This is a genomic window from Polynucleobacter sphagniphilus (assembly GCF_001953355.1).
Classification (GTDB): Bacteria; Pseudomonadota; Gammaproteobacteria; order Burkholderiales; family Burkholderiaceae; genus Polynucleobacter; species Polynucleobacter sphagniphilus.
This window is the reverse complement of the sequence record NZ_MPIY01000017.1, coordinates 96,248-119,422: the sequence shown is the minus strand read 5'-3', so window position 1 is coordinate 119,422 and position 23,175 is coordinate 96,248. Positions and strand designations below refer to the sequence as shown.

Sequence of the window (23,175 nt, the reverse complement as noted above, 5' to 3'; positions counted from 1 at the left end):
TCCCTGCGCCAGTCAATGTCGTTTAAAACGATATTTTTAATTAGTGCCGAGGGTAATCACTAACGCATGCTTCTATAAAAGTAGCTATGCTGACATGAGCTTAAAAAATACTGTGGAGGAGATATCCATGAATTCAGAGAACTTTACCAATAGACGTAAAGTCATTACTGCGGCATTGGCTGGTGGAGCCAGTTCTTTATTGCCATCCTGGGCTTTGGGAGCAGAGAGTACTAATTTACCTATTGCCTATGGCGAGCGTGAGCTCATGGCCTTTCCTGAAAAGAAGCCCATGATTGTGCTGACCTCTAGGCCACCGCAATTAGAGACACCTTTTAAGTATTACGACAATCATGTCATTACGCCAAATGATGAATTCTTTGTGCGCTATCACATGGCTGGCATTCCAACATCGATTGATCCCACTACTTATCGGTTAAAAGTTGGCGGCAATGTTGAAAAGCCTTTAGAGATTTCTCTAGAGTCTTTAAAGAAAAACTTCCCATCCCAGCGCATTGTTGCGGTGAATCAATGCTCTGGTAACAGTCGTGGCTTATTTGAGCCTAGGGTCAATGGTGGTCAATTGGGTAATGGCGCTATGGGTAATGCCGCTTGGGTTGGTGTTGCCTTAAAAGATATTTTGAAAGCGGCTAACCCCGGTCGCGGCGCTAAGCAGGTAACCTTTGATGGATTGGATCAGCCAGTATTGCCAAGTGATTCTGATTTTGTAAAAGGTTTGGATATTGACCATGCTATGGATGGCAATGTCATGGTTGCCTACCAAATGAATGGAACAGACATTCCCTTCTTAAATGGTTATCCAATTAAATTAATTGTGCCTGGTTACTACGGAACCTATTGGGTCAAGCACTTAAGCGAAATTAAAGTGGTTGATGATGTATACAACGGCTATTGGATGAATCCCGCTTATCGCATTCCCGATAACGACTGTAATTGCGTTGCGCCTGGAACGGCCCCTTCTAAAACGATTCCAATTAATCAATTTACGATTCGCTCTTTTATTACGAACTTCACAGACAATAGCGCTGTGACTGTTGGTAAGCCTACTCAAGCTCGAGGCATTGCCTTTGATGCCGGCTATGGAATAAAGAAAGTTTTATTCTCTCAGGACAATGGACAAAATTGGACAGAGGCGAGATTGGGTCAAGACTTGGGTCGTTTCTCATTTAGAGAGTGGCGTGTTGAATTTACGCCAAAACAAAAAGGCACATTGGACTTAAGGGTTAGAGCCTTTAATCATGCCGGTCAAGTTCAGCCAATGACCGCAACTTGGATGCCTGCTGGTTATATGCGAAATATCGTGGAGACCGTCAAGGTCACTGCGGTTTAAGGAGAAGAATATGAAAAAATTACTTCTTCTTATATCTGCTCTTGCTTTGGCGCAAATGGCACAAGCTAAAACAATTGAGTTGCCAGCCGATACTGTTTTATGGAGACCATCAGATTTGCCAGGTTATCAGCTTACCTTACAAAAATGCTCTGCTTGTCACTCTGCTCACTACGCAGAATATCAGCCGCCTAATACGGGAGTTGGTTACTGGAATGCCCAAGTTTTAAGGATGAAGAATGTCTTTAAGGCGCCGATTACTGATGAGGAGGTTCCTATCATTGTGGATTACCTCAACAAGACTTATGGAGCTAATAGAAAATAAGGTTAGGTATCCTCAGCCCTGGTCGATTCCGCCCCGGACTGCCAAGAAGTGCAAAAACCAACCCGGGTGGATTTTGCACTTGATTAGGTGTAAAACTATTCCATGAAAATATTTGTTTTGCTGACCTTACTTGGTACTCTAGTTTCAATTCAGGCAAAAGCTCAAGTTTTTGATGTTTCTTATAAAAATGATGCTCCCACTAGAACATTTTTATTGGCAGCAAAACATCCCCAAGCAGTTGTTCTCCTTTTTCCAGGCGGCAGCGGTGTTTTGCGCTTACAAGACGATGGATCAACCACCAATACTCATACTTTTGTAAGGTCTATTGAGCTATGGGCTCAATATGGAATCGATGCCGTACTGGTCGACACACCATATGGATTAGGTAATGGAAGAAATAATTCGAGGTCGACTCGAGATCATCGGCAAAGAATTTTAAATGTCGTTAAATATTACAAAGAAAAATTAAATATACCCATTTGGTTATTTGGCCATAGCATGGGTACCGTAAGTGTTTCAGAATTTGCTAATAGTGGATTGGAGCAGCAGCAGATGATAAGCGGCGTGATTATTGCTGGCACCTATAGAACGGTCTCGATGGATGGGGATGGAAAATTGCCTGTTCTGGCAATTCATCACATCCATGATGGATGTTCGAGCACCCCCAAATCTGCATCTGAAGCAGTCATCAAAGATAGGCCAAAAGACTCGCGATCTCAACTTATCTTGATTGATGGCGGTATGAGCACTGGCGAGGAGTGCTTATCGCTAGCCCACCATGGCTTTAATCAAAATGAAACCGAGCTAATTAAGGATGCAGCAGATTTCATTTTGCACGAATAGCTTTAAGTTAGCGCGGGTTTTTATCTTTCTGAACCTCCCCAAAAATTGGGTTTGCTGCGGCGTTTGCAATAATCACGGCGGCGTCATCGGGTAATAAAAAGCCTGCCTGCATTAATTTAATCGAGGCACTACGGACTTGATTGACATAATCATCTTGGTTTTTATAGCGCTCCTCAATAGATGGGCGGGTATCGTGCGCGGCCTCTCGCTCAGCTTTAGTTTTGGCAAAGGCGATGTAAGAGCCCGCAAGAGAGCAAGTAAAAGTTTGAGGTTCATTTTGGCCTCCATTTGTGCCTAAGGGGACTGCATGATCGGGCAGACGCACGCCGCCGATCGCATTGCCATCAGCATCGAGTCGAGGAGTTTGTATGACAGCGCTAGCTAAGTGTTTAGGTGCCCTCAGGGTAGCAGGCATGTTTTGAGCGAGTTGAAGTTGAAGCAAGGTTGTTGGTGGTGGCGCCGTATTGTTAATGACCCACTGATCTAAGCGTGCCAAGGTGGCGCGCGACACGGGGGTCCAATCTAGTGTGGCCACAGGTATTTTGCAATCTTCATTTTGTATGGGTAGCAGAACGTGTGAAGCACCTGCAATATCGTACATTCTGACGTTGGCTGGCAAAGGTAAGTCATGAGTGCCACTTGCGCCAGTGCGTCCTAATGAGGCTCTAAGAGAGTAGTAATCTGTAGTGCTTGAAATAAGAATCAGCTTGGGCGGCAGTTCACCCCGAGCTTGTACTCGCTTATTGATCTCAGCGATCGTCAGCACTTCTTCGTGGACACCTCTCATCTCGGGATTGGCGAAGCTTGGCGCATTGTTGCCGTTGGATTCTGGCCCCACTCCGGTTTGTAGGATAGGCAATAGTCCAGCGCCAGAAACAAATATGTGCATGCCATCAAAAACTCTTTCGTGGCCAACCATATTGAAGCCATTTAGCAAGAACGTTTTTAGAAAGCGACCAGTTTGAGATTTGCCACTAGCCAGCAGGCGACTAATTTTTCCAGCAAACGGATTGAGATTGCCTTCGGAGTCATGCGCGCGGTGCGCAAAAAAGTTACTTGCATCCCTAACAATGGCAAACCCGACACCTTCTACATATTGTTTTTCACCCTGCGCATCGATGAATGATGGCAATTGAGCCCCTTGACCTAGCTCCCAGTAAATCTCGGCTGTGCTAAAGCCAACATCTTGCAAGTATCCAGTGCCCTGAGCAAATGTTCCGGAGAGAAAAGGTAATCCCCTGGGTGCGTTATAAAGTGCTTGAGCATAAGCACGGCCTCGGTTGGGGATATCGATAATTAATCCACCATTTGAGTGACCATTTTCATCGGGCATGATTAGTACAACATTAGCAGAATATTCAACCATTCCGTAATTATTGGTTTGTAATTGCTTAAGCCCGGGTATATTTTCGCTGGGCGATAGTTCACCATGAACCCTTCCCTTAAGAATGACATAGCTGCCACTGAGAAATGTTCCGTAAGGCTCAATGCTCGTAATTTCTAGGCGTGTAAGTTCAGCATGTGCTACACAGCTGAGTGAAATAGAGATGAGAAATAAAGCAATGCGTTTTATATGAATGATGGCCATGACTATAAGGACTATTAATGATTGAACAGCTTACCTCTTTTATTGAGCTGTTGCAAAGCTATCGGCAAGCTTGCCGACAATTTTTATTGTATTTTCTAGCTTTGGATTAAAAAATAGCTCGAAAGATTCTGCCAATATATGATGAAAGAAATTGATGTTGAAATTGTTTTTTAGATTGAGCTTAGCAGAATATAAAATTCAGTTAAACAACCGAGGGTTAAGTTAATAAATCATTAAAAGCTTTATCCTTAAGAAAATAAAAATGGAGACATAATGAAACTATTGTTTATAAAAAATATTTGCATTGGATTTATTTTGCTTGCTGCTACTGGAGTGCCGGCAGCTGAAATTCAAGTGGTGAGTTCGGGGGGGCTTTGCTCAGGCCTATAAAGAATTGGCTCCTGAATTTGAAAAGCAAACAGGAAACAAATTGATTTCAGGTTGGGGCCCTTCAATGGGAATAACTAAAAATGCTATTCCAGTTCGCCTAGATCGTGGCGAACAAATTGATGTGGTAATTATGGTCGGTAGTTCGCTTGATGATCTAATGGCGCAAGGGAAGCTTATTCCAGGAAGTAAAGTTGTTTTGGCAAATTCACCAATTGCGTGTGCAGTAAAGCAAGGGGCCGCTAAGCCAGATATCAGTACAGTCGCTAAATTTAAAGCGGCTTTGCTCAATGCAAAAACAGTGGCTTATTCGGATAGCGCTAGCGGCGAATACATCAAAAACGAGTTGATGGATAAGCTTGGAATTACAGAGCAAATGGCTGGAAAAGCCAGGCAAATTCCTGCTACACCAGTTGGTGAAATTGTTGCGCAGGGAGAAGCGGAGATAGGCTGTCAACAGCGAAGTGAGCCCAAAGCAGTTAAGGGGATCGATATCATTGGGCTGATTCCACAAGAGGTTCAGCTAATCACAACGTTTTCTGGCGCTGTTGTTGCCAGCTCTAAAGTTCCCAGAGAATCACAGGCCTTACTTATGTTCTTAAGTGCCCCCCAAAATGCCCAAGCGATTGAAGAGACCGGTTTGGTGCCAGCCTCCAATAAGCATTAACTAGTTTCGCATTATTAAGGCGTATGGCTTCAGCTCGTTTGGCATTATGAAATACATATCTCTAAGTGCTTAAGGACTCGCAGAAACATCAAAACCACTCTCAAGTGGTTTTTTCATCTTCTGCTCCCTAAAAGAGTAATTTTGTTTGGGGATGGTTCATCTTTTCATGATGGGGTAAACGCCTAGAGTAATTAGTCCTAGAGCTCTCTAGTATTTGTGAATGTCTCAACTAATCGAATTAACTTATGTGAGTGAGCCAGCCCAAAATATGTCCTTTTTGGGCTTGATGAGGCTTCTATATCACTCGTATTCTAAGAATCAAGCGCTAGGTATTACTGGCGCGCTTATTTATGAGAACAATCAATTTGGTCAAGTGATTGAGGGGCTTGAAAAAGATATCGAAGCCTTGTGGCAAAAAATTCAAAAAGATAGCAGACATAAAAATGTTCGCCTAATAGAGGCAAAATCTATCAGAGAACGAAGTTTTAGTAAATGGACAATGGTTTTTCAGGGAAGTGAAGAGGTTGCCAAGACCTTACCTGAAGTTACTGCGGCTATTGAAGACGTGGAGTTTCCAATGGGCCATCCATTGCTGATAGCCTTGAGGGGTGCTTAGGGGTCACTTCCCTCCCCACATAAGATGGCCTTATCAAAACAGTTTTGTTACTTGAACTCCGTTGCTGTAAATCATGTTTTGATGGGTTGGCTCAAACCCAACAGTTAATAAAAAATTATCTATTTCTAAGTTGCTATCTTCATTGAGCAGGGAGGTCACTTTCGCTTTCAGCTTAAAGTCCCCTATTTTAATTTCTGTAATTGTTTTCCAAATATCGCCACAGATAGCTTTTAAGGGTTCTGGAAGATCGTAATAATTTCCATCTTCGGATTGCTTGGGCGTTTCGGCATTGGCATCGTAGGTTAAGGAGCTGTAGTGGTAAAGATAGCCAAAACGAATTTTGTTTACACCTTGAAGATAAGTGGTGGTTTCTTCATAGGACTTAAAGCAATCAAATTTAATAATGGAAGTTGCGGTTAGATAGCCATTGGCTAGAAATTCATTAATACGATCTTTCATTTGCTCATCCAGCCCAATCATTGGTTGACCAGCCAAAATGGCGCTGGATATTGAATTAAGAGCCCATACTAATTCCGCAGAGCGCAATTTAAATGAGGTTCCACTACTGGTTTATACCGATGACCCTGTTTTAAGGGGTCATAGTGATATGTATTAGGGTTAATTTCTATAGGGTGCAGGCAGGAATAGACACCAAAACATCCTGCGGGCGTTTTTTCATACTCGGGCTTTATGATCTGACTATGAAATCTTATCTATCCGAATTCATTGGTACCGCCATGCTATTGGCTATCGTTGCTGGCTCAGGAATTATGGGTGAGACCTTAGACTCTGGTAATGCCGCAATAGCGTTACTAGGAAACAGCATTGCTACAGGAGCAGGTTTATACGCTTTGATTACATTGCTAGGACCCATCTCTGGTGCCCACTTTAATCCCGTAGTCACTTTGATGTTTTGGAAGTTGGGTTATTTGGATTTGAAAAAGATGTTGGGTTATTGCTTGTGCCAATTTGCCGGGGCTCTCTGCGGAATATGGCTGACACACCTCATGTTTAGCTTACCTATAATTCAAGAATCAACTAAGGTTAGAGCGGGATTAGGAATTTGGTTAAGCGAATTCATGTCAACGCTCGTTTTACTTTCAGTCATTCATATAGGTGATAAAGAGGTCAAAGATCGAGTGCCAATGCTTGTTGCGTTAACAGTAACAGCAGGCTATTGGTTTACTTCATCTACCTTCTTCGCCAATCCTGCTGTTGCCTTGGCAAGAAGTTTCACAAATACTTTTGTGGGCATTGCTCCCAGCAATGTCTTAGGTTTTGTAACGGCTGAAGTATTGGCGGCTTTGGTAATGATTGGGATATTTTCTTTCTCAAAACAAAAGTCTTGAGCCGGTTTTTATCATTGTTATATTTAGATAGAATTTACATAAATCATTAGCGGATTCAATATGACTTAATCATCTCGTCGTAATTTCCTTAAGACTTCTACCTTTGGGGTTGCCGCTGTTGCGAGTAATCCAATATTGGCGAAAACTTCAAGTCCATCGAGCAAGGCGATTGCAGAGGTTGAGGCTTTTGAAGCCAAGAAGATTCAAGAATCTACTGCCAACTGGGATGACGGTTTGGCTCATCCCATTCCCTATCAAAATCCTCCGGGCATTGGTAAAGATAGGGCTATTGTTTTGGGTGGGGGCTCTGAATACATGAGCTCATTTTTAGTGGGCTACTTTCATGCGATGCTAACGAATGGCATTGACCTGCGTTTAGCAGATATTGTGGTTGGTACATCTGCGGGTGCGGTATTGGGCTCAGCTTTATTGGGCGGCCGTCTTGATCTATTTTCTGCAGAATTTAACTTGCTGGCCGACTATCCAAAAATAATGGCTAAGTTAGTGCCTACAAAAAAATTCTCACCAAGCCAAGAGCGGGTGATGAAGATGGGCATTGATGCCAAAGATGGCAGTCCTGCTACGATTCAGGCGATTGGACACGCCGCAATGGCGGCGAGATCTATCCCGGAAGATAAGTTTGAAATGAATATGAAAGTCTTCTTAGGCGATATGAAAAATATTCCTCCGAAGATGTATATCACCACGATTGATTGTTACACCGCTGAGCGTTTAGTGATCGCCCCTGACGCTGGTATTCCTGTTACAACCGCTTGTGCTGCAAGCGCATCCGCCCCTGGTGTGACTGGCCCTACTTGGGTTAAAGATCGCGTCTGCATGGATGGCAGTATTGGCTCAACTGAAACCCATTGCGATATTGTGGCTGGATCCAAGAGGGCATTGGTCATCGCTTTGGCAGATACCATTGAGCAAGAAAAAGCTGGCCTACGTTTAAATCATTTACCTAATACGATTTTGCAGGAAGTGAAAGACTTGGAAGCGGGCGGAACAAAAACAAAGCTGGTAGTGGTTGGTATGCTTCCTGGTAGAAAAACACTGAGCGTTGTAGACCCTGCAATTATGGAGCCCGCCATTCAATATGGGTTTGAGCGAGGAATGCAAGACTTACCAGAGATGAAGCGTTTTTGGTCATAAGGCTTTAGGGTTGGGACATCAAAAAATACCAAAACTACCCTCGGCTAGCTTTTATTTTGCATTGGATCTTCTTGTCTACATTTGCTAGTATCTTTACATCTTTTTCGCTCTGGAAAAATAACATGAAATCATTCGCCCTTCGCTTGGTATTGACCTGTACATGCCTTACTTTTTCAAGCGTGTTTGCCCAGCCACTAGTCCCGCCTTTCTATGAATCCTTGCAGACAATGCAACCCAACGGCAAGCTTGGGGAAATTATCAAGAAAGAGAAAATCAAGACATCAGTAAAGGGTGCTCAAGCATGGAAGATTGCTTATATATCATCCGATGCTATGGAGCGTAAGACCATTGCGACTGGCTTACTCATTGCACCTATTGGTAAGGGCCCAGCTGAGGGAAGGCCCATCTTGGCTTGGGCGCATGGCACTACTGGCTCCGCACAAAATTGCGGCCCATCCCAGATTATTGATCCAACCGCCCCATTAAATGAGTATTTTTTAGTGGATGGCAATTCTTGGACTGACTATGGCATTCCCAATGTGGAGGCATTTATTAAAGAGGGCTATGTCATTGTTGCCACAGACTACCAAGGTCTTGGCGGTGGCGGCAAGCATCAATATGCAGTGGCTCAAACTAACGGCAGGGATGTGATTAACTCTGCCAGAGCAGCCAGCTCAATGAAAGAAATAGGTGCGGGCAAGAAGACTGTGGTTTATGGCTGGTCCCAGGGTGGCGGAGCAACTATCGCTGCTGCTAGCTTGCCTGAGTATCAGGCTATGCAAGGCACCGCTGCAGATAACCTGCAATACCTTGGTTTTGTTGCGCTAGCACCAGAAGATGTGGCTGTCATGCTTCCAAATGTACCGAATGATGAGGCTGGAGCAGCCAAGCTCATGAACGGCTTTACTCAAGCTAATGTGCCAAACGTATTCTTGTTTGCTCATTATGTAATGGGCCTTTGGGGGACTCAGGCAGCATTTCCTAGTCTGAAGTTGAGTGATGTGCTGACTGATGATGGTGTGAAAGCGGTTGACAAGTTGTCAGCAAATAAATGTATCCATGTATTGGCAGACACATTTAATTATGCTTACGGAGATAATTACAAATCTCTCTTAAAGCCTCAAGCAAGTAATTCCTTGGCATGGGTAAAGGCTTTTATTGAGGGCAGTGTAAAGCCAGTAAAACCTGTAGCACCAGTGGTAATTTATTGGGGCACTAAAGATACTGCCGTTCCTCCGGTGATGCATGAGCTCTACCAAAAGCAGATGTGTGCTCTGGGTGCAAATGTTGGAAGAAACCAGCTGCCCGGTGAGCAAACTCACTTTACAACTCCTGGTGTTGCAGCGCCAATGTATCTGGAGTGGGTGAAGGATCGTATTGCAGGCAAATCGTTGGCAAATGGATGTCCAAAGAGTTAGGAATTCTTGGCATATATTGATATATGACTAATAAAGCCAGCTTAGAAAATGGTGAGGCTGAAAGCTCGAAAAAAGAAGGGTTAGAAGGCCTCTCTGACTATGAGCAACGTCTGCAAGATGCGAATGGCCTCAGGAGACGCGTGCAAAGTAAGCGCGAAATAATGGAAGAGTTAAGTCGGGCGCGATTTCCATGGGAAGATGAAGGCTAGTGGGCCGCTTTTGGCCCATTTACTAGCCAATGCTTATGAAATGTATCAGGAGCCCTGAATGTTATTGGTCACCTCAATCATCGCCTTGGTTTTATTGAACTTGGGCCGGACTATTTTTAAAATAATTATCTAAAACTAAGGATTGCATATGCCTTTTGTCAGAATCGATTTAAGCAAAAAACATCCAACAGACTTTGCCCAGCAAGTGGGTAATATTGTCTATGGTGCCATGCGAGAGCATATTAATGTGCCAGAAGATGATAAGTTCCAAGTCATCACCAGGCACGACAGCAATGAACTAGTAATACCTAAAAGCTATTTGGGTATTGAGTATTCAGAGGACATCATCTTTATTCAAGTAACCCTGAATGCAGGCAGAACCACTGAAATGAAGAAAGTTTTCTACAAAGCAATATGCGACGGCATCGTAGAGAGGCTTAAAGTAAGGCCGCAAGATATCTTTATCAACCTGGTGGAAGTGAATAAAGAAAACTGGTCATTTGGCAATGGCGAGATGCAATACGCGCCAAAGGATTAAAAGGCTATTAAAAAGAAGAAAACCACCTTATGGTGGTTTTTTGCTTTTAGGATCTGCTATAAATTGATAAATCATCAATGGAGCTGACATGACCCAATCTTCCCGCCGTAACTTCTTAAAAACATCAGCTATTAGTTCAGCTGCAATCGCAGGGGCCTGTGGAATGGTATTGGATATTCCAAGTGCACAAGCAGCAGGCGCAAAGTCTAGTATTGAAATAAAGGCCAATGAAATATCCAAGAAATTATTTTCTGATGATGGCTTGGCAATTCCAATTGCTACTAAGCCCACAGTTTCCAAGCTAGCTAAAGGTCTTGATCGCACAATGGTGCTTGGTGGGGGCGGGGAATACTATATTGCTTGGTATTGCGGTTTCTTTCATGGTCTTTATGAGGCTGGCTTGGATATGGCTCAAATTCCAGAAATGGTAGTGGGCACTTCTGCTGGTTCTTACATGGGATCATCTTTACTCTCCGGTGAATTTTTACGCTTACGCACCGAGTTTGATTTTTTTGGAAAATTCCCAGCCATCTTCTCTAAGATGGCTCCAATTGCTAGCCCTAATGTAAGTCAGATGAGGGCCGATCAAATCAATATGAGCGCAAGTGATGGCAGTATTGAAACTCGCAGAGTCATAGGCGCTGCAGCATTGGCAGCTGATAATAAATTAAATAGCGATCGAATCGAAAAACTAGCCGCGCTTTTAACTGGGGATAGCAAAACAGATTGGCCAAGTAGTCGGATGCATACTACCGGAATCGATTGCTATACCGGCGAGCGTTTGGTGGTCAGCCAAGAGACTGCAAGAAAAAATAATATTCCCCTGGCGCATGGTGCAGCTGCTAGTAGCTCATTACCAGGGGTCGCCGGCCCGACACTGTTGGGTCAGCGTTTTGTAATGGATGGTGGTATTTGCTCTAATCCTGCTCATGTAGATTTGGTGGCGGGCTCCAAAAGGGCTTTGATCATCACGCTGACAGATGGTGTAACGGGTGCAATATTGACAACCATCCCCCACCCAATCGCCCAAAATATTAAAGATGTAGAGGCTACGGGCACAAAGGTAAAGTGGGTGGTGGCAGGTACACCCCCTGGTGTTAACCTGCTAGACCCAAAACAGATTGAGGTAGCATTACATAGAGGATATGAACGCTCAAAAATGGAGGCATCCAATATCAAAACATTTTGGGCTTAATTTTGCATGCAGAAAAAGTGAAGATATATGAGTGTGAATAAATAGGCGCAGTAAAAGACTATTGATAAGGTAATAAGATGAAAAAATTATTGAGTTTTGTTTTGTTGGCGATATTTCTATTGGTGCTAGGTGGATGCGCAGCCAGCAGCACTTCGCCGATAGGTATTAATTGCGATGATACAAAAGACCTGACCATAAATGAGATGCCACTTGCTTGCCAAGGTGGCCGCTGATTTAAATTGCGTATACCAGCATATATGTTTTTCAATATATGCAAATCACTTATTAATGGTGGCGCTAGGACGCCAATGTATTCACCGTCGCTTCTTTAACAATGACCCAGCTGAGCTAGAAAAAGGAATGGCGGGATTGCGCGTAATGGGTTCTGGACATAGCTCCGTAGTCAGTAAGGACGGTATTTATTCGAAGTTAGATCGATACTTATCAGGATCCTATTCTTACGATCTTTATGAGCGGGCTGAAGAAAGTCGAACCTCATTAGCGCTATCAAAGAAAAATGCACGCAGACTATTTGGCGGGCTATCAGTAATTGCATTAGCACCATCTAATTGATGTTCGCTACGCAGCTCTAGTTGATAATTAGGAATTCGAGCTAGCTCATAAAAACGTGGGTGACGAACGATTTTTGATTCAATAGCAAGCCGCTCTTTATTCATGCTTAATTCCCGTGATGGTTGCGTAACTAATGAGTGCAATAGATGTTGGTCTCATAGTAAAAAATATATTGCCTATTAGATATACAACCTTAGCTCTAGAACTTTGGGGGTAGAGCTTATGAGTGCGTCATCAAACTGACATTAATTGTTAATAAGTCGGCATGTAAATGCGTGAACGCCTATTGTTGATGAGCAAGCTAGAGCAAACAAAGCCAACAGTCATTGGGAGCAATGTTGGATTTACATCAACTCTATTCCAAATCCTTTGATCAAAAGCGCAAATAGAAGAAAGCAGATCATGGTGATGCCTATGCTCGCACCCATCGTGAGCCAAAACCCAATTTTGGGTAATAAATAAGGAAATAATAAAAACATTGGTAAGGTGGGTATGACATACCAAAATGTGTAATAAGCATGGTTGGCAATTTTTTCAACGCCTTGATTTTCAAAATAGAGCCAAGTCAGCGTAAGCAATGTCATGACTGGTAGCGCCCCCAAAAGACCGCCGAGGCGATCACTGCGTTTTGCTACTTCAGAAATAAATACAACCATTCCTGCGCTTAGTAAATATTTGGCGATAATCCAAGTCATAAAGGCCTTACAAAAGAAGTGCTAGCTTAAGATATTAATGACCCTCATTAATTAACGGTTAACTGATTCATGAAAAGACGCCTCCTTATATTTTTGGCGACTCTATTGATGGGTATGACCTCATTGCCTGTGCTTGCTGCAGAAGAGCCAGAAGGACATGCGTTGGTTTTGATGTTGGGGGGTGCGGCTGAGAAGAGTGTGAGTGAGGTAACAAGCAATGTCGGCCCCACAGCCTCAGTGGAGTTTTTAGTGATTGAGGATTTACTTGAGATTGAGCTTGGCACCCAATACCTTAGCTCAAGCTACCTGCATACATTGGGAGGTCAAATTTTGTTTAAGAAGCCATTTGAGGTGACTCACAATATTGAGCTGATGGTAGGGGCGGGGCCTGCAATCACGCACGCTACTTCAGGTGCAAGCCCCATCAATCAATATGGAATTTCTTTTGCTCTTGATTTAATGGTCTGGACCTCAAAAGAGATGGGCTGGTTTATTAGTCCAGAATATAACTATGGGGTGGGGGCATCGAGCGAAAGAAGTATTGGCCTATCGCTTGGCTTGATGTTTGGTTTATGACAAAAATGTCACTACCATCAACGATACTAAGGCGTTTTTACACCATTTTTATACCTCGTTGTTTACTCTAACTAAAACCGAGCTTACTAAAGCTCGACATGATTTAGTTAAAAAGGGGTATGTATGCGGCAAATTGGAAAACGCCTATTTCTGGGTGGTGCGCTTATGGTTATATTGGGATCGGCTTATGCAGACAATGCATCTGTCAGTGTAAAAACTTGTGATCCCTATCAAGACTATAGCTGTTTAGATTCAGCCCTCGGCACAGGGTTTTGGAATCGCCTGACCAATTACTACAAGTTAGAGATGGGCAAGGATGCTGCGCCAGTTGATCCAAATGCGCCCCCCACTCGGCGCGAAGATTTTCCTCCCGCAGCCATGACTATGCCACCAATGCCTTTCACAGAATGGCCTTATGGTGGCACCACGTCACTTGGCGTTTCTCTCCCTAATGCGGTGGATAGTCCGTTTATGAATGCAATTTCTGATACCGCCTTTGGGCAGTGGATGATTGACAATCACATCCAAGCGTACGGCTGGGCTAATGCTGGATTTAACTTTAGCAATGCTTCGGTACATGGTGGAAATGCGCCCGCTGCTTATTCCTACAATCCAAATTCATTAGCCTTGGATCAAATTGTTGAATACGTTGAACGTATTCCGGATATGGTGCAAAAAGATCACAATGATTGGGGCTTCAGAGCATCCATGATTTATGGTCAGGATTATCGCTACACCACTTCTTACGGTGTGATGAGCGGACAGTACTTAAATCAAAATTTGGCTAACGGCTGGGATGCCCCCATGCTTTATGCCGAGTGGTATACGCCCTTTGTAATGCAAGGTTTGAATATTCGTGTGGGGCGATATATTTCTGTGCCAGATATCGAGGCACAGTTGGCGCCAAATAACTATATGTATTCGCATTCCATGACCTATGCCTACGATAACTATACAAACGAAGGAATTATTGCTTCGTTAGCCGTGGACAGGAATTGGATTATTCAAGCAGGTATTGAGGGGGGTACAGACTCATCTTTGAATCATTCATGGTCAACTACTAATAACCCAGCCCCTAATGCACTTTTCCCGAATAAAACTACTAGGCAAGATCCAGGCGCAAATCCTGCCGGCACTTTTGCGGTTCGATACACCACGGATGATGGAAAAACCAATTTGCAGGCAACTGCTAATGGTATTAATAGCGGGACATGGGGTTATAACAACCTGCAATGGTATGGCCTAACCTTCTATCACACCTTCGACGAGCACTGGCATATTTCCTCTGAGGTTTATCAGGAGCATCAAAATAATGTTCCCAACTTGAATAATAGTTATGTCATGACGAGTAATAATGGCGGCCCAATTTGGACTCCGCTCACTTTTGCATATAACTCACCGGGCTGGGCTTCTTGTAGTAATGCAGCAGCATTAACTTGTACTGCAACAGCAAAAGGATTTGTAACTTACTTAAACTATCAGATTGATCCATTAAATAACTTATCTTTGCGTCCAGAAATTTATTGGGACCCACAAGGACAGCGTACTGGAACAGCTGCTACTTACCGTAACTTAGCTTTTGGCTGGCAGCACTGGTTCTCGCCACAAATTGAGGTGCGCCCAGAAATAGCTTATTACACAGCAAATAAGGCCGCATTTAATGGGAATGCCAATTTAGGAATGGCACCCAATATGAAAAATCTTACTGTTTTTTCAGGCGATATCATTTGGCACTGGTAAGCGAAGTTATCGAAGTTGCATCGCTTTAGAGAGAGCCACCTCCGGGTGGTTTTCTATTTTGTATTTAGTCTTTTGGGTGGAAAATGGGATGATGAAAATACCCAATATGAATGCCCTTAGTATCCGGGCTCTAATAAAGACAATTTCCCTCTGTTTTTTAATTGCAATGGGAGTGACTGCTCTTTGCTGGTCTTTCGGCGGCTTTATTGACTATGCCAATATTGCTATGATCTTTTTGCTCAGCACTTTTCTGGCTGCTCTTGCATTTGGACGTGGCGCAGCTGTTGTCTCAGCCTTTCTAAATGTTGCATTTTTTGACTTCTTCTTTGTTGCGCCGCTTTATTCATTTGATGTCGAGGATCTGCAATATTTAATTACGCTCGCGGTGATGTTGATCATTGGATTAATTACCGGAAATTTTGTATCAAGCCTTAAAGAAAAAATAGCCGATATTACGCGTCGAGCCTCAATGAGCCTTGCCTTGCAAAATTTATCCCAAGGCTTATTTAAGGCTCAGAATATCGAACAAGTGATCGCCGCTAGCTTGACAAGCTTACAGCCAGCCATCAAGGCTGAGTTGAGTATGTATCTTTTAAATGAAGAGGAGATAATCATTCCTCAAAATACTCAACACATAGAGCAAGTCATGGCAATCATGGATGGGTCTGTGGCAACTCCCCCATCAGAACCTGATCCTAATCTTGAATGCGAAATTTTTATACCCATTCAATCGGACTGGAAGAAGTTTGGTGTATTGCTAGCTAAAGATTTGAGCCCCTTTAGTAAAAAAGATGGACGAGAGCAGTTTCTTCAAACTGCTGCAGATTTGATTGCACTAGCAGTATTAAAGCTGCAATTGGCTCGGTCAGACGAAGCTAGCAAAGTTGAGGCGGCCACTGAGCGCTTGCGTAGCGCTATCTTATCTTCTTTGTCGCATGACTTACGTACACCGCTAACCAAAATTATTGGCCTGGCAGAAGAGGTGCAAAGCAAGGCAGCCAACCTAGATGTGAATAGCAACCACACGCTCACTACCATTGCGAATCAAGGAAAGCGACTTTCAAACAAGATCAATAATTTATTAGAAATTGTGAAGTTACAAACCCAGAAGCCTACATTAGAGAAGGCATGGCAGCCAATCGAAGAGGTCATCGGCACTAGTATTAAATATTTTTCATCTTTATTTTCCTATCGTAAGGTAGAGATATCAATTGATCCAGAGATTCCACCGCTTTATTTTGATGAGGTGTTAATGGAGCGCGTGATTTATAACTTATTAGATAACGCCGCAAAATATTCTGGGCCCGATTCGGTAATAGAGATTAATGCTAGGCGTCGTAAGGAGTTTGTGGAGATTGAGGTAAGAGATTATGGTTCTGGATTTACAAAATCGCCCACCTCTCTGTTTAAGGCATTTGCTAAGGGCGATAATGATTCTGTAGTCGGTGGCTTAGGTTTAGCCATATGCAAAACGATTATCGATTCGCATGGCGGCACCATTTGGGCAGAAAACGTTGCAGATGGCAATGGCGCAGTGGTAGTGATTCAATTGCCCTTAATTAGCGCTCCCAACTTCGACCTTGATCTTGAGTGAGGCCCATCAATTTTGACACCCAAACAAAATAAACCATATGTCTTAGTAGTTGAAGATGATCCTGAGATCCGGGATATGATTTTGAAAATCCTAGAGGGAATGGATTTAGCCTCTGGCTATGCAGGCAGCGTGGCGGCTGCTATTTCTGAGATTGTGAAGGCGCCACCAGATTTAGTTGTGCTTGATTTGGGTTTACCAGATGCCGATGGAATTACCCTCATTGAGAATATACGCCGTTGGTCAGAACTACCCATTTTGGTTTTATCTGCCCGTATTGTTGAGCACGAGAAAGTGAAGGCCCTAGATGCAGGTGCTGATGACTATTTGACAAAACCATTTGGCATGGCCGAATTAATGGCGCGCATTCGTGTTCTCTTGCGTCGTCGATCTGCCAGTGAAACCCTCTCTCCTAAATTTCAGTTTGGCAATATTGAAGTTGATCTGAGTGCTCGTAAAGTACTCAAGCGCGGCGAAGAGGTTCACTTGAGCCCGATCGAGTTTCAATTACTCAATATATTTTTGGTCAACAAAGGCAGAATTATGACGCACCGACAGCTACTAAAAGAAGTTTGGGGTGGTCGTCGTATTGAGTCGAATCATTATTTGCGAATTTACGTTGGTCACTTGCGTCAGAAGCTAGAGGATGAGCCTGCACGACCTGTCTATTTACTCACTGAGGCCGGCGTTGGCTATCGTCTAGAGATAGAGTGAATATCGAAGTTAGTGCGAGCAAAAAACTAGCTTTTTTCTAGCTTGAAAACATGTAAAAAGTGAGTGTGGTGTTGTGCTGAGGCCAAATAGACTAAATTTGGATCATCAAGTAGTGGATCTGTGTGGCCAGTTGAAAAGATGACGAATTCGTTATCTTCTAGTGGCGCGTCCTTTTCTACCAAAGCCCAAATAGTCAGTTGCGTTCCTTGATATTCAATATCTAAGATTTGCGCACCCTTTTGAATGGGAATGATATTTCTTGAGCCATTGGATACATGTTCAATCGGATATTTGTAGATAATTTTCATATTAAGAGCTCGTATGGATCAATTAAGACGTTTGGCTTCGGCGCCGCATTGTTAACATGGTAATCCTGTAAGGCTTTAAATGGCTAATTTTTATTAGAAAATAAAGCGAATGAGTTTGACCTAGATCACAGTCTATATAGGTAAGATGGTTTTAGAGCACAATGTAAGAAAATTTCTAAAGATGGGAATCGCATGTACAAGTTAGTTGCTTTCGATGCATACGGCACGTTATTTGATGTGTACTCCATGGGGCAGCTTGCGGAAGAGCTTTTCCCAGGGCATGGTCCTCAATTTGCATTGATGTGGCGCGATCGTCAAATTGAATACACACGCTTGGTTACCATGAGTGATCCAAATCCCAATGGCAGCAAGCATTACCTCCCTTTTTGGGAGCTCACAATCCGTTCCTTGCGTTATGTAGCTAAACGTATGGGATTTGATCTTACTGCGGAAAATGAGAAGCGGTTGATGGATCAGTATGCCAAGCTCACTGGATTTGCAGATAGCTTGTCAGTTTTGAGGAGCATTAAAGAAAAAAGCATTACCACGGCCATTTTGTCTAATGGCAGCCGAGAGATGCTTGCCACCGTTGTTCAGAGCAACGGACTGGGGCCTTACCTTGATCAAGTTGTTACTGTTGAGGAGGCTCGCTTATTCAAAACTGCACCCCAAGCCTATGACTTGCTCTTAAAGACATTTCCGGTGCAGAAAGAGGAGGTTTTGTTTGTTTCTAGCAATGCATGGGATGCTCTTGCAGCGAAATGGTATGGCTTTCATGTGTTTTGGGTCAACCGTCTGGGGCACCCATTTGAGGAAATTGGTGAGCAGCCAGATTACGAAGGCTCTCAATTAAGCGATGTATTGGCAATTATCTAAGTTTGACTCAGGGAAAATATCAGATTGATTTTTTTGATGTTTTCAGTTGATACTGCTTGATATAGCACGCGATAAGTTAGATAAGCAGTAAATATCCATTCATAAAATAATAGAGACAAAATGAGCGCATCTATAGCTAAGCCGCAGTCAAAATTTTCCACGGTGGTTCGCGTTACCAGCGGCAACTTTATTGAGATGTATGATTTTTTTCTTTTTGGCTTTTATGCCACTTACATCTCTAAAGCTTTTTTTCCTTCAGATAGCGAATACGCTTCACTGATGTTAACTTTTGCAACTTTTGGGGCGGGCTTTCTAATGCGTCCTTTGGGCGCTATTTTGCTGGGTGGTTATATTGACCGAATTGGTCGACGTAAGGGCTTGGTGCTTACCTTGGGAATTATGGCAACCGGAACTGCAATGGTTGCTTTCATTCCAAGTTATGCGACGATTGGATTGTTTGCACCATTGCTAGTGTTGGTTGGCCGTTTGTTGCAAGGCTTTTCTGCAGGTGTTGAGCTAGGTGGCGTATCTGTGTATCTTTCTGAGATGGCAACCCCGGGTCATAAGGGCTTTTATGTCAGTTGGCAGTCAGCCAGTCAACAGGTGGCCATTATTTTTTCAGCCGCCTTAGGCTACATCCTCAATGAGTTTATGAGCAAAGAGATGGTTGCCGATTGGGGTTGGCGCATTCCTTTCTTCATTGGATGCATGATCATCCCCATTGTTTTTCAGATTCGACGCTCACTTCAGGAAACCGAAGTATTCTTAGCAAAAAAGCACCACCCTAGTTTTAAAGAAATTTTGCAATCTCTCGTCCTCAATTGGCAGTTAGTCCTTGCTGGAATGATGCTGATAGTAATGACAACAGTGTCGTTCTATTTGATCACTGTCTACACCCCAACTTTTGGCAAGAGTGTTTTAAAGCTGACTATTGTCGATAGCTTAATTGTGACGTTTGCTGTTGGTATTTCCAATTTCTTTTGGTTGCCAATAATGGGCGCTCTCTCTGATCGTATTGGGCGTTGGCCAATTATGGGATTATTTTCGGCATTGACCCTAATTACTGCTTATCCGATCCTCAGTTGGTTGGTTGGCTCACCTAGCTTTGAGCATATGTTGGCGGTAGAGCTATGGCTGTCATTCTTGTATGGCAGTTATAACGGAGCAACCGTAGTGGCTTTGACGGAAATTATTCCAAGCAACATTAGAACCACAGGGTTCTCATTGGCATATAGCTTAGCCACTGCGCTTTTTGGTGGATTTACACCTCTGGTTTCTACTTGGCTCATTGAATCGACAGGCGATAAGGCTGCCCCAGGTTATTGGATGGCCATGGCAGGCGGCCTCGGTTTATTGGCTACATTTTTGATTTATCGGGGCATTATTAAGGTGAAAAATTGATAAGGCTCTCATAAAACCTGCAAAATTGAACATTTAAGAGGAGTCTGCACCATTTTGGGATGCTTGGCACCTAAAGAATGCGAAACCGAAAATCCCAAGAAATTGATGACACTATTATGAAACTGTAGTTTTGATTCATTCTTTAGTCTCACCTCCATAAGTTTTATTTGCAAGCCACCCTTTGGGGTGGCTTTTTTCTTTCTTGTCCCCCCTTTATCCTTTTTTGAATATTTTGGTTTGCTTGATAAACTGCGTATTAGGAGGATTGTGTCGACTGGCTTACTAGGGTCGATAAATTTTATAAATATAAAAATCCATATTTGGAGAGACAGTCATGAGCTATACAGTCAGCGAAAAGCGGCAAAGAATTTTTGCCATATTTGCAGCATCCTCAGGAAATCTAGTGGAGTGGTTTGATTTTTATGTGTATGCCTTTTGTGCAGTTTACTTTGCACATATTTTTTTCCCAAAGGCAGACCCCACCGTTCAGCTTTTAAATACTGCGGGGGTTTTTGCTGCAGGATTTTTAATGCGCCCTATTGGCGGTTGGTTGTTTGGCCGCCTAGCAGATCGTCATGGCCGAAAAAAATCTTTAGTGATTTCCGTAGCAATGATGTGTGCAGGCTCTCTCTTAATTGCCTGCTTGCCAGGTTATGACAGCATCGGTATTTGGGCGCCATTTTTGTTGTTGGTAGCAAGACTGTTTCAAGGCCTGTCAGTAGGTGGTGAGTATGGTGCTACAGCAACATATATGAGCGAAATCGCTATGAAGGGACAAAGAGGGTTTTACTCCTCCTTCCAGTATGTCACGCTCATTGGAGGTCAGTTGCTTGCGGTGTTGGTGATTATCATCTTGCAGCAGTTTTTAGACGATGCACAAATGAGAGACTGGGGCTGGCGTATTCCATTTGTTGTTGGTGCGGCAGCAGCTGTGATTGCACTCATGTTGCGTAAAACCTTAACCGAGACCGCTCATAATCTCGCCAGTGAAAATAAAGATGCGGGCAGCATCAAAGCATTATTTCGTTACCATAAGAAAGCATTCTTTACGGTTCTGGGTTACACCGCAGGTGGATCACTTAGCTTCTATACCTTTACAACCTATATGCAAAAGTATTTGGTCAATACTGCGCATATGTCGATTAAAACAGCCAGTGGCATTATGACGGGCTGTTTATTGGCATACATGCTGATGCAGCCTTTATTCGGCGCCTTATCTGATCGCATTGGTCGTAGAAATAATATGTTGCTGTTTGGTGGTTTAGGGGCAATTTGTACTATTCCTATCATGATGCTTTTGCAGGGTGTCACAGAGCCATGGGTAGCATTTGCACTGATTTCTTGCGCGCTCGCCATTGTGAGCTTTTATACGTCCATCTCTGGAATTGTTAAAGCAGAAATGTTTCCAGTTGAGGTGCGTGCTTTAGGTGTTGGCTTATCGTATGCAGTTGCCAATGCCTTGTTTGGCGGCTCAGCAGAATTTGTGGCACTCAGCTTTAAGGCAGAAGGTCATGAGTCTTTGTTTTATTGGTACGTTACCGGAATGCTCGTAATTGCTTTTGTAGTAAGTTTCCGCTTACCTAAAAAACCTGAGTACCTCTTAAACGATCACTAATGCTATTGGAGTAAGCGGGGCGCCGAATAAGGCGCCCTCGCGACGACTTAGCGGAGCAAGAAATTGATTAATAAAATAGCGCCCTCTATTCAAGAGGCACTCTCTGCCATTTCCGATGGCTCTACTATCTTGATCGGCGGCTTTGGCACTGCTGGCAACCCCAATGAACTAATCAATGCCCTGATTGAACAAGGGGCCCGCGATCTGACGGTGGTAAACAATAATGCCGGGAATGCAGAAGCAGGGCTGGCAGCTTTGCTGAAAACGGGTCGTGTACGCAAAATTATTTGTAGTTATCCACGTCAAGTTGATTCTTATGTTTTTGATGAGCTCTACCGTAGTGGCAAGATTGAGCTTGAGCTCGTTCCCCAGGGCAATTTGGTGGAGCGCTTGCGTGCGGCTGGCGCAGGCATAGGCGCCTTTTATACCCCAATTGGGTTTGGAACGGAGATGGCGAAAAATGCCGATGGCAGTCCCAAAGAAACCCGCATTATTCATGGCAAGCCTCACGTGCTGGAGTATCCAATCTATGGCGATGTTGCACTCATTAAAGCAGAGAAGGGTGATCGTTGGGGCAATTTAGTTTATCGAAAAGCAGCGCGCAATTTTGGCCCTGTCATGGCAACCGCTGCTAAATATACGGTTGCAACGGTGCATGAGATTGTCGACTTAGGCGTGCTTGATCCAGAGACAATCGTAACGCCTGGTATTTTTGTGTCTAAGATTGTGAAGATAGATCATGTGGCAACTGCGGCTGGCGGCTTTAAAAAAAGTAAGGATGCAGCATGAGTCAATATCACAGACGTAGCAAAGAAGAGCTTGCAAAGCGAGTTGCGCAAGATATGTTTGATGGGGCTTACGTTAATCTTGGCATCGGCCAGCCTACCTTAATAGCAAATCATCTGCCTGCTGGCGTAGAAATTATTCTTCATAGCGAAAACGGTATTTTGGGGATGGGTCCAGCACCAAGTCAGGAGGCTGAAGATTTTGATCTCATTAATGCGGGTAAACAGCCGGTGACATTATTGCCGGGTGGCGCATTTTTTCATCATGCAGATAGTTTCTCGATGATGCGTGGCGGCCATTTGGATATTTGTGTGCTTGGCGCTTTTCAGGTATCAGCTACAGGGGATTTGGCAAATTGGAGTACCGGTGAAGTAGGTTCCATTCCGGCTGTAGGTGGTGCAATGGATTTAGCAATCGGCGCAAAACAGACTTGGGTGATGATGGATCTCTTGACGAAAAAAGGCGAGAGTAAAGTCGTTGCCACATGTAGCTATCCTTTAACTGCGATTGCCTGTGTAAAAAGAATTTATTCTGATCTTGCTACCTTAGAGTGTACGTCTGAGGGTCTCAAATTAATCGACATGGTTGAAGGTCTTGATCATGCTCAGTTAGAAGATTTGGTCTGCTTGCCAATTCGCTCGTAATATTTTTTTCTAGAAAGCGCT

Annotated in this window: 25 protein-coding genes; 20 read left to right on the top strand and 5 right to left on the bottom strand. The window is 43.5% G+C overall.

From position 1 onward, the window contains the following. Positions 1-127: 127 nt before the first annotated feature. The 3 genes from sorA (at position 128) to BOQ04_RS09285 (ending at position 2,513) form a co-directional block, all read left to right on the top strand. Complete coding sequence (gene sorA, locus BOQ04_RS09295; RefSeq protein ID WP_076024666.1) at positions 128-1,348, top strand: SorA family sulfite dehydrogenase catalytic subunit; 1,221 nt, start codon at positions 128-130, stop codon at positions 1,346-1,348. Positions 1,349-1,358: 10 nt separating this feature from the next. After that, on the top strand, positions 1,359-1,670 hold the full coding sequence (gene sorB / locus BOQ04_RS09290) for a SorB family sulfite dehydrogenase c-type cytochrome subunit (protein WP_076024464.1): 312 nt from the start codon (positions 1,359-1,361) through the stop codon (positions 1,668-1,670). A gap of 102 nt (positions 1,671-1,772) precedes the next feature. After that, positions 1,773-2,513, top strand: coding sequence for an alpha/beta fold hydrolase (locus BOQ04_RS09285; protein WP_076024463.1), 741 nt, complete (start codon positions 1,773-1,775; stop codon positions 2,511-2,513). Between the two features lie 7 nt (positions 2,514-2,520). Here the strand turns inward: BOQ04_RS09285 and BOQ04_RS09280 are convergent, their stop codons facing one another. Next, entirely contained in the window at positions 2,521-4,101 is a 1,581-nt protein-coding gene (locus tag BOQ04_RS09280) for an alpha/beta hydrolase domain-containing protein (protein ID WP_076024462.1), read from the bottom strand. 394 nt (positions 4,102-4,495) lie between these two features. Between BOQ04_RS09280 and BOQ04_RS09275 the strand changes: the two genes are divergently transcribed. Next, positions 4,496-5,155, top strand: a complete 660-nt coding sequence (locus tag BOQ04_RS09275; RefSeq protein WP_233126759.1) for a substrate-binding domain-containing protein — start codon at positions 4,496-4,498, stop codon at positions 5,153-5,155. Between the two features lie 220 nt (positions 5,156-5,375). Continuing rightward, positions 5,376-5,771, top strand: a complete 396-nt coding sequence (locus tag BOQ04_RS09270; RefSeq protein ID WP_076024461.1) for a BLUF domain-containing protein — start codon at positions 5,376-5,378, stop codon at positions 5,769-5,771. Positions 5,772-5,804: 33 nt separating this feature from the next. Here the strand turns inward: BOQ04_RS09270 and BOQ04_RS09265 are convergent, their stop codons facing one another. Continuing rightward, entirely contained in the window at positions 5,805-6,230 is a 426-nt protein-coding gene (locus BOQ04_RS09265) for a hypothetical protein (RefSeq protein ID WP_143742188.1), read from the bottom strand. 242 nt (positions 6,231-6,472) lie between these two features. Between BOQ04_RS09265 and BOQ04_RS09260 the strand changes: the two genes are divergently transcribed. From BOQ04_RS09260 to BOQ04_RS09235, 6 genes are all read left to right on the top strand, one after another. After that, positions 6,473-7,120 (top strand): aquaporin, encoded by a 648-nt coding sequence (locus BOQ04_RS09260; protein ID WP_076024459.1) that lies wholly within the window; start codon positions 6,473-6,475, stop codon positions 7,118-7,120. A gap of 135 nt (positions 7,121-7,255) precedes the next feature. Further along, positions 7,256-8,275, top strand: a complete 1,020-nt coding sequence (locus tag BOQ04_RS09255) for a patatin-like phospholipase family protein (protein ID WP_076024458.1) — start codon at positions 7,256-7,258, stop codon at positions 8,273-8,275. A gap of 122 nt (positions 8,276-8,397) precedes the next feature. Continuing rightward, positions 8,398-9,693, top strand: a complete 1,296-nt coding sequence (locus BOQ04_RS09250) for a lipase family protein (protein ID WP_076024457.1) — start codon at positions 8,398-8,400, stop codon at positions 9,691-9,693. A 23-nt stretch (positions 9,694-9,716) separates the two neighbouring features. After that, positions 9,717-9,902, top strand: coding sequence for a hypothetical protein (locus BOQ04_RS09245; RefSeq protein WP_076024456.1), 186 nt, complete (start codon positions 9,717-9,719; stop codon positions 9,900-9,902). A gap of 148 nt (positions 9,903-10,050) precedes the next feature. Beyond that, a complete protein-coding gene (locus tag BOQ04_RS09240; RefSeq protein WP_076024455.1) occupies positions 10,051-10,440 on the top strand; it encodes a tautomerase family protein in 390 nt (129 codons plus the stop codon). Between the two features lie 88 nt (positions 10,441-10,528). Next, positions 10,529-11,635, top strand: a complete 1,107-nt coding sequence (locus tag BOQ04_RS09235) for a patatin-like phospholipase family protein (protein WP_076024454.1) — start codon at positions 10,529-10,531, stop codon at positions 11,633-11,635. Positions 11,636-12,102: 467 nt separating this feature from the next. On the opposite strand, the gene BOQ04_RS09230 is transcribed toward BOQ04_RS09235, so the two are convergent. Then, complete coding sequence (locus BOQ04_RS09230) at positions 12,103-12,312, bottom strand: hypothetical protein (RefSeq protein ID WP_076024453.1); 210 nt, start codon at positions 12,310-12,312, stop codon at positions 12,103-12,105. 240 nt (positions 12,313-12,552) lie between these two features. Then, positions 12,553-12,903, bottom strand: a complete 351-nt coding sequence (locus BOQ04_RS09225; RefSeq protein ID WP_076024452.1) for a DUF3147 family protein — start codon at positions 12,901-12,903, stop codon at positions 12,553-12,555. A gap of 114 nt (positions 12,904-13,017) precedes the next feature. On the opposite strand from BOQ04_RS09225, the gene BOQ04_RS09220 reads away from it, so the two are divergent. The 4 genes from BOQ04_RS09220 to BOQ04_RS09205 all read left to right on the top strand — a co-directional run bounded on the left by BOQ04_RS09220 (position 13,018) and on the right by BOQ04_RS09205 (position 17,524). Further along, positions 13,018-13,479: a hypothetical protein gene (locus tag BOQ04_RS09220; protein WP_143742187.1), complete on the top strand. Its 462-nt coding sequence runs from the start codon at positions 13,018-13,020 to the stop codon at positions 13,477-13,479. Positions 13,480-13,602: 123 nt separating this feature from the next. Further along, positions 13,603-15,219: an outer membrane beta-barrel protein gene (locus BOQ04_RS09215; RefSeq protein WP_076024450.1), complete on the top strand. Its 1,617-nt coding sequence runs from the start codon at positions 13,603-13,605 to the stop codon at positions 15,217-15,219. A 91-nt stretch (positions 15,220-15,310) separates the two neighbouring features. Then, positions 15,311-16,813: a DUF4118 domain-containing protein gene (locus BOQ04_RS09210; protein WP_158025494.1), complete on the top strand. Its 1,503-nt coding sequence runs from the start codon at positions 15,311-15,313 to the stop codon at positions 16,811-16,813. Between the two features lie 12 nt (positions 16,814-16,825). Then, positions 16,826-17,524, top strand: coding sequence for a response regulator (locus BOQ04_RS09205; protein ID WP_233126757.1), 699 nt, complete (start codon positions 16,826-16,828; stop codon positions 17,522-17,524). Positions 17,525-17,550: 26 nt separating this feature from the next. Here BOQ04_RS09205 and BOQ04_RS09200 read toward each other — a convergent pair whose 3' ends face one another. Next, positions 17,551-17,832, bottom strand: a complete 282-nt coding sequence (locus BOQ04_RS09200) for a DUF7352 domain-containing protein (RefSeq protein WP_076024447.1) — start codon at positions 17,830-17,832, stop codon at positions 17,551-17,553. A gap of 192 nt (positions 17,833-18,024) precedes the next feature. On the opposite strand from BOQ04_RS09200, the gene BOQ04_RS09195 reads away from it, so the two are divergent. From BOQ04_RS09195 to BOQ04_RS09175, 5 genes are all read left to right on the top strand, one after another. Next, complete coding sequence (locus BOQ04_RS09195; protein WP_076024446.1) at positions 18,025-18,708, top strand: haloacid dehalogenase type II; 684 nt, start codon at positions 18,025-18,027, stop codon at positions 18,706-18,708. A gap of 120 nt (positions 18,709-18,828) precedes the next feature. Further along, entirely contained in the window at positions 18,829-20,109 is a 1,281-nt protein-coding gene (gene tcuC / locus BOQ04_RS09190) for an MFS transporter (protein ID WP_076024445.1), read from the top strand. 334 nt (positions 20,110-20,443) lie between these two features. Beyond that, a complete protein-coding gene (locus tag BOQ04_RS09185; RefSeq protein WP_076024444.1) occupies positions 20,444-21,724 on the top strand; it encodes an MFS family transporter in 1,281 nt (426 codons plus the stop codon). Positions 21,725-21,787: 63 nt separating this feature from the next. Continuing rightward, on the top strand, positions 21,788-22,513 hold the full coding sequence (locus BOQ04_RS09180) for a 3-oxoacid CoA-transferase subunit A (protein ID WP_076024443.1): 726 nt from the start codon (positions 21,788-21,790) through the stop codon (positions 22,511-22,513). Further along, positions 22,510-23,154 carry a 3-oxoacid CoA-transferase subunit B gene (locus BOQ04_RS09175; protein ID WP_076024442.1) on the top strand — a complete coding sequence of 215 codons (645 nt, stop codon included), beginning with the start codon at positions 22,510-22,512 and terminating at the stop codon, positions 23,152-23,154. The genes BOQ04_RS09180 and BOQ04_RS09175 overlap by 4 nt, the downstream gene beginning before the upstream one ends. Positions 23,155-23,175 lie beyond the last annotated feature (21 nt).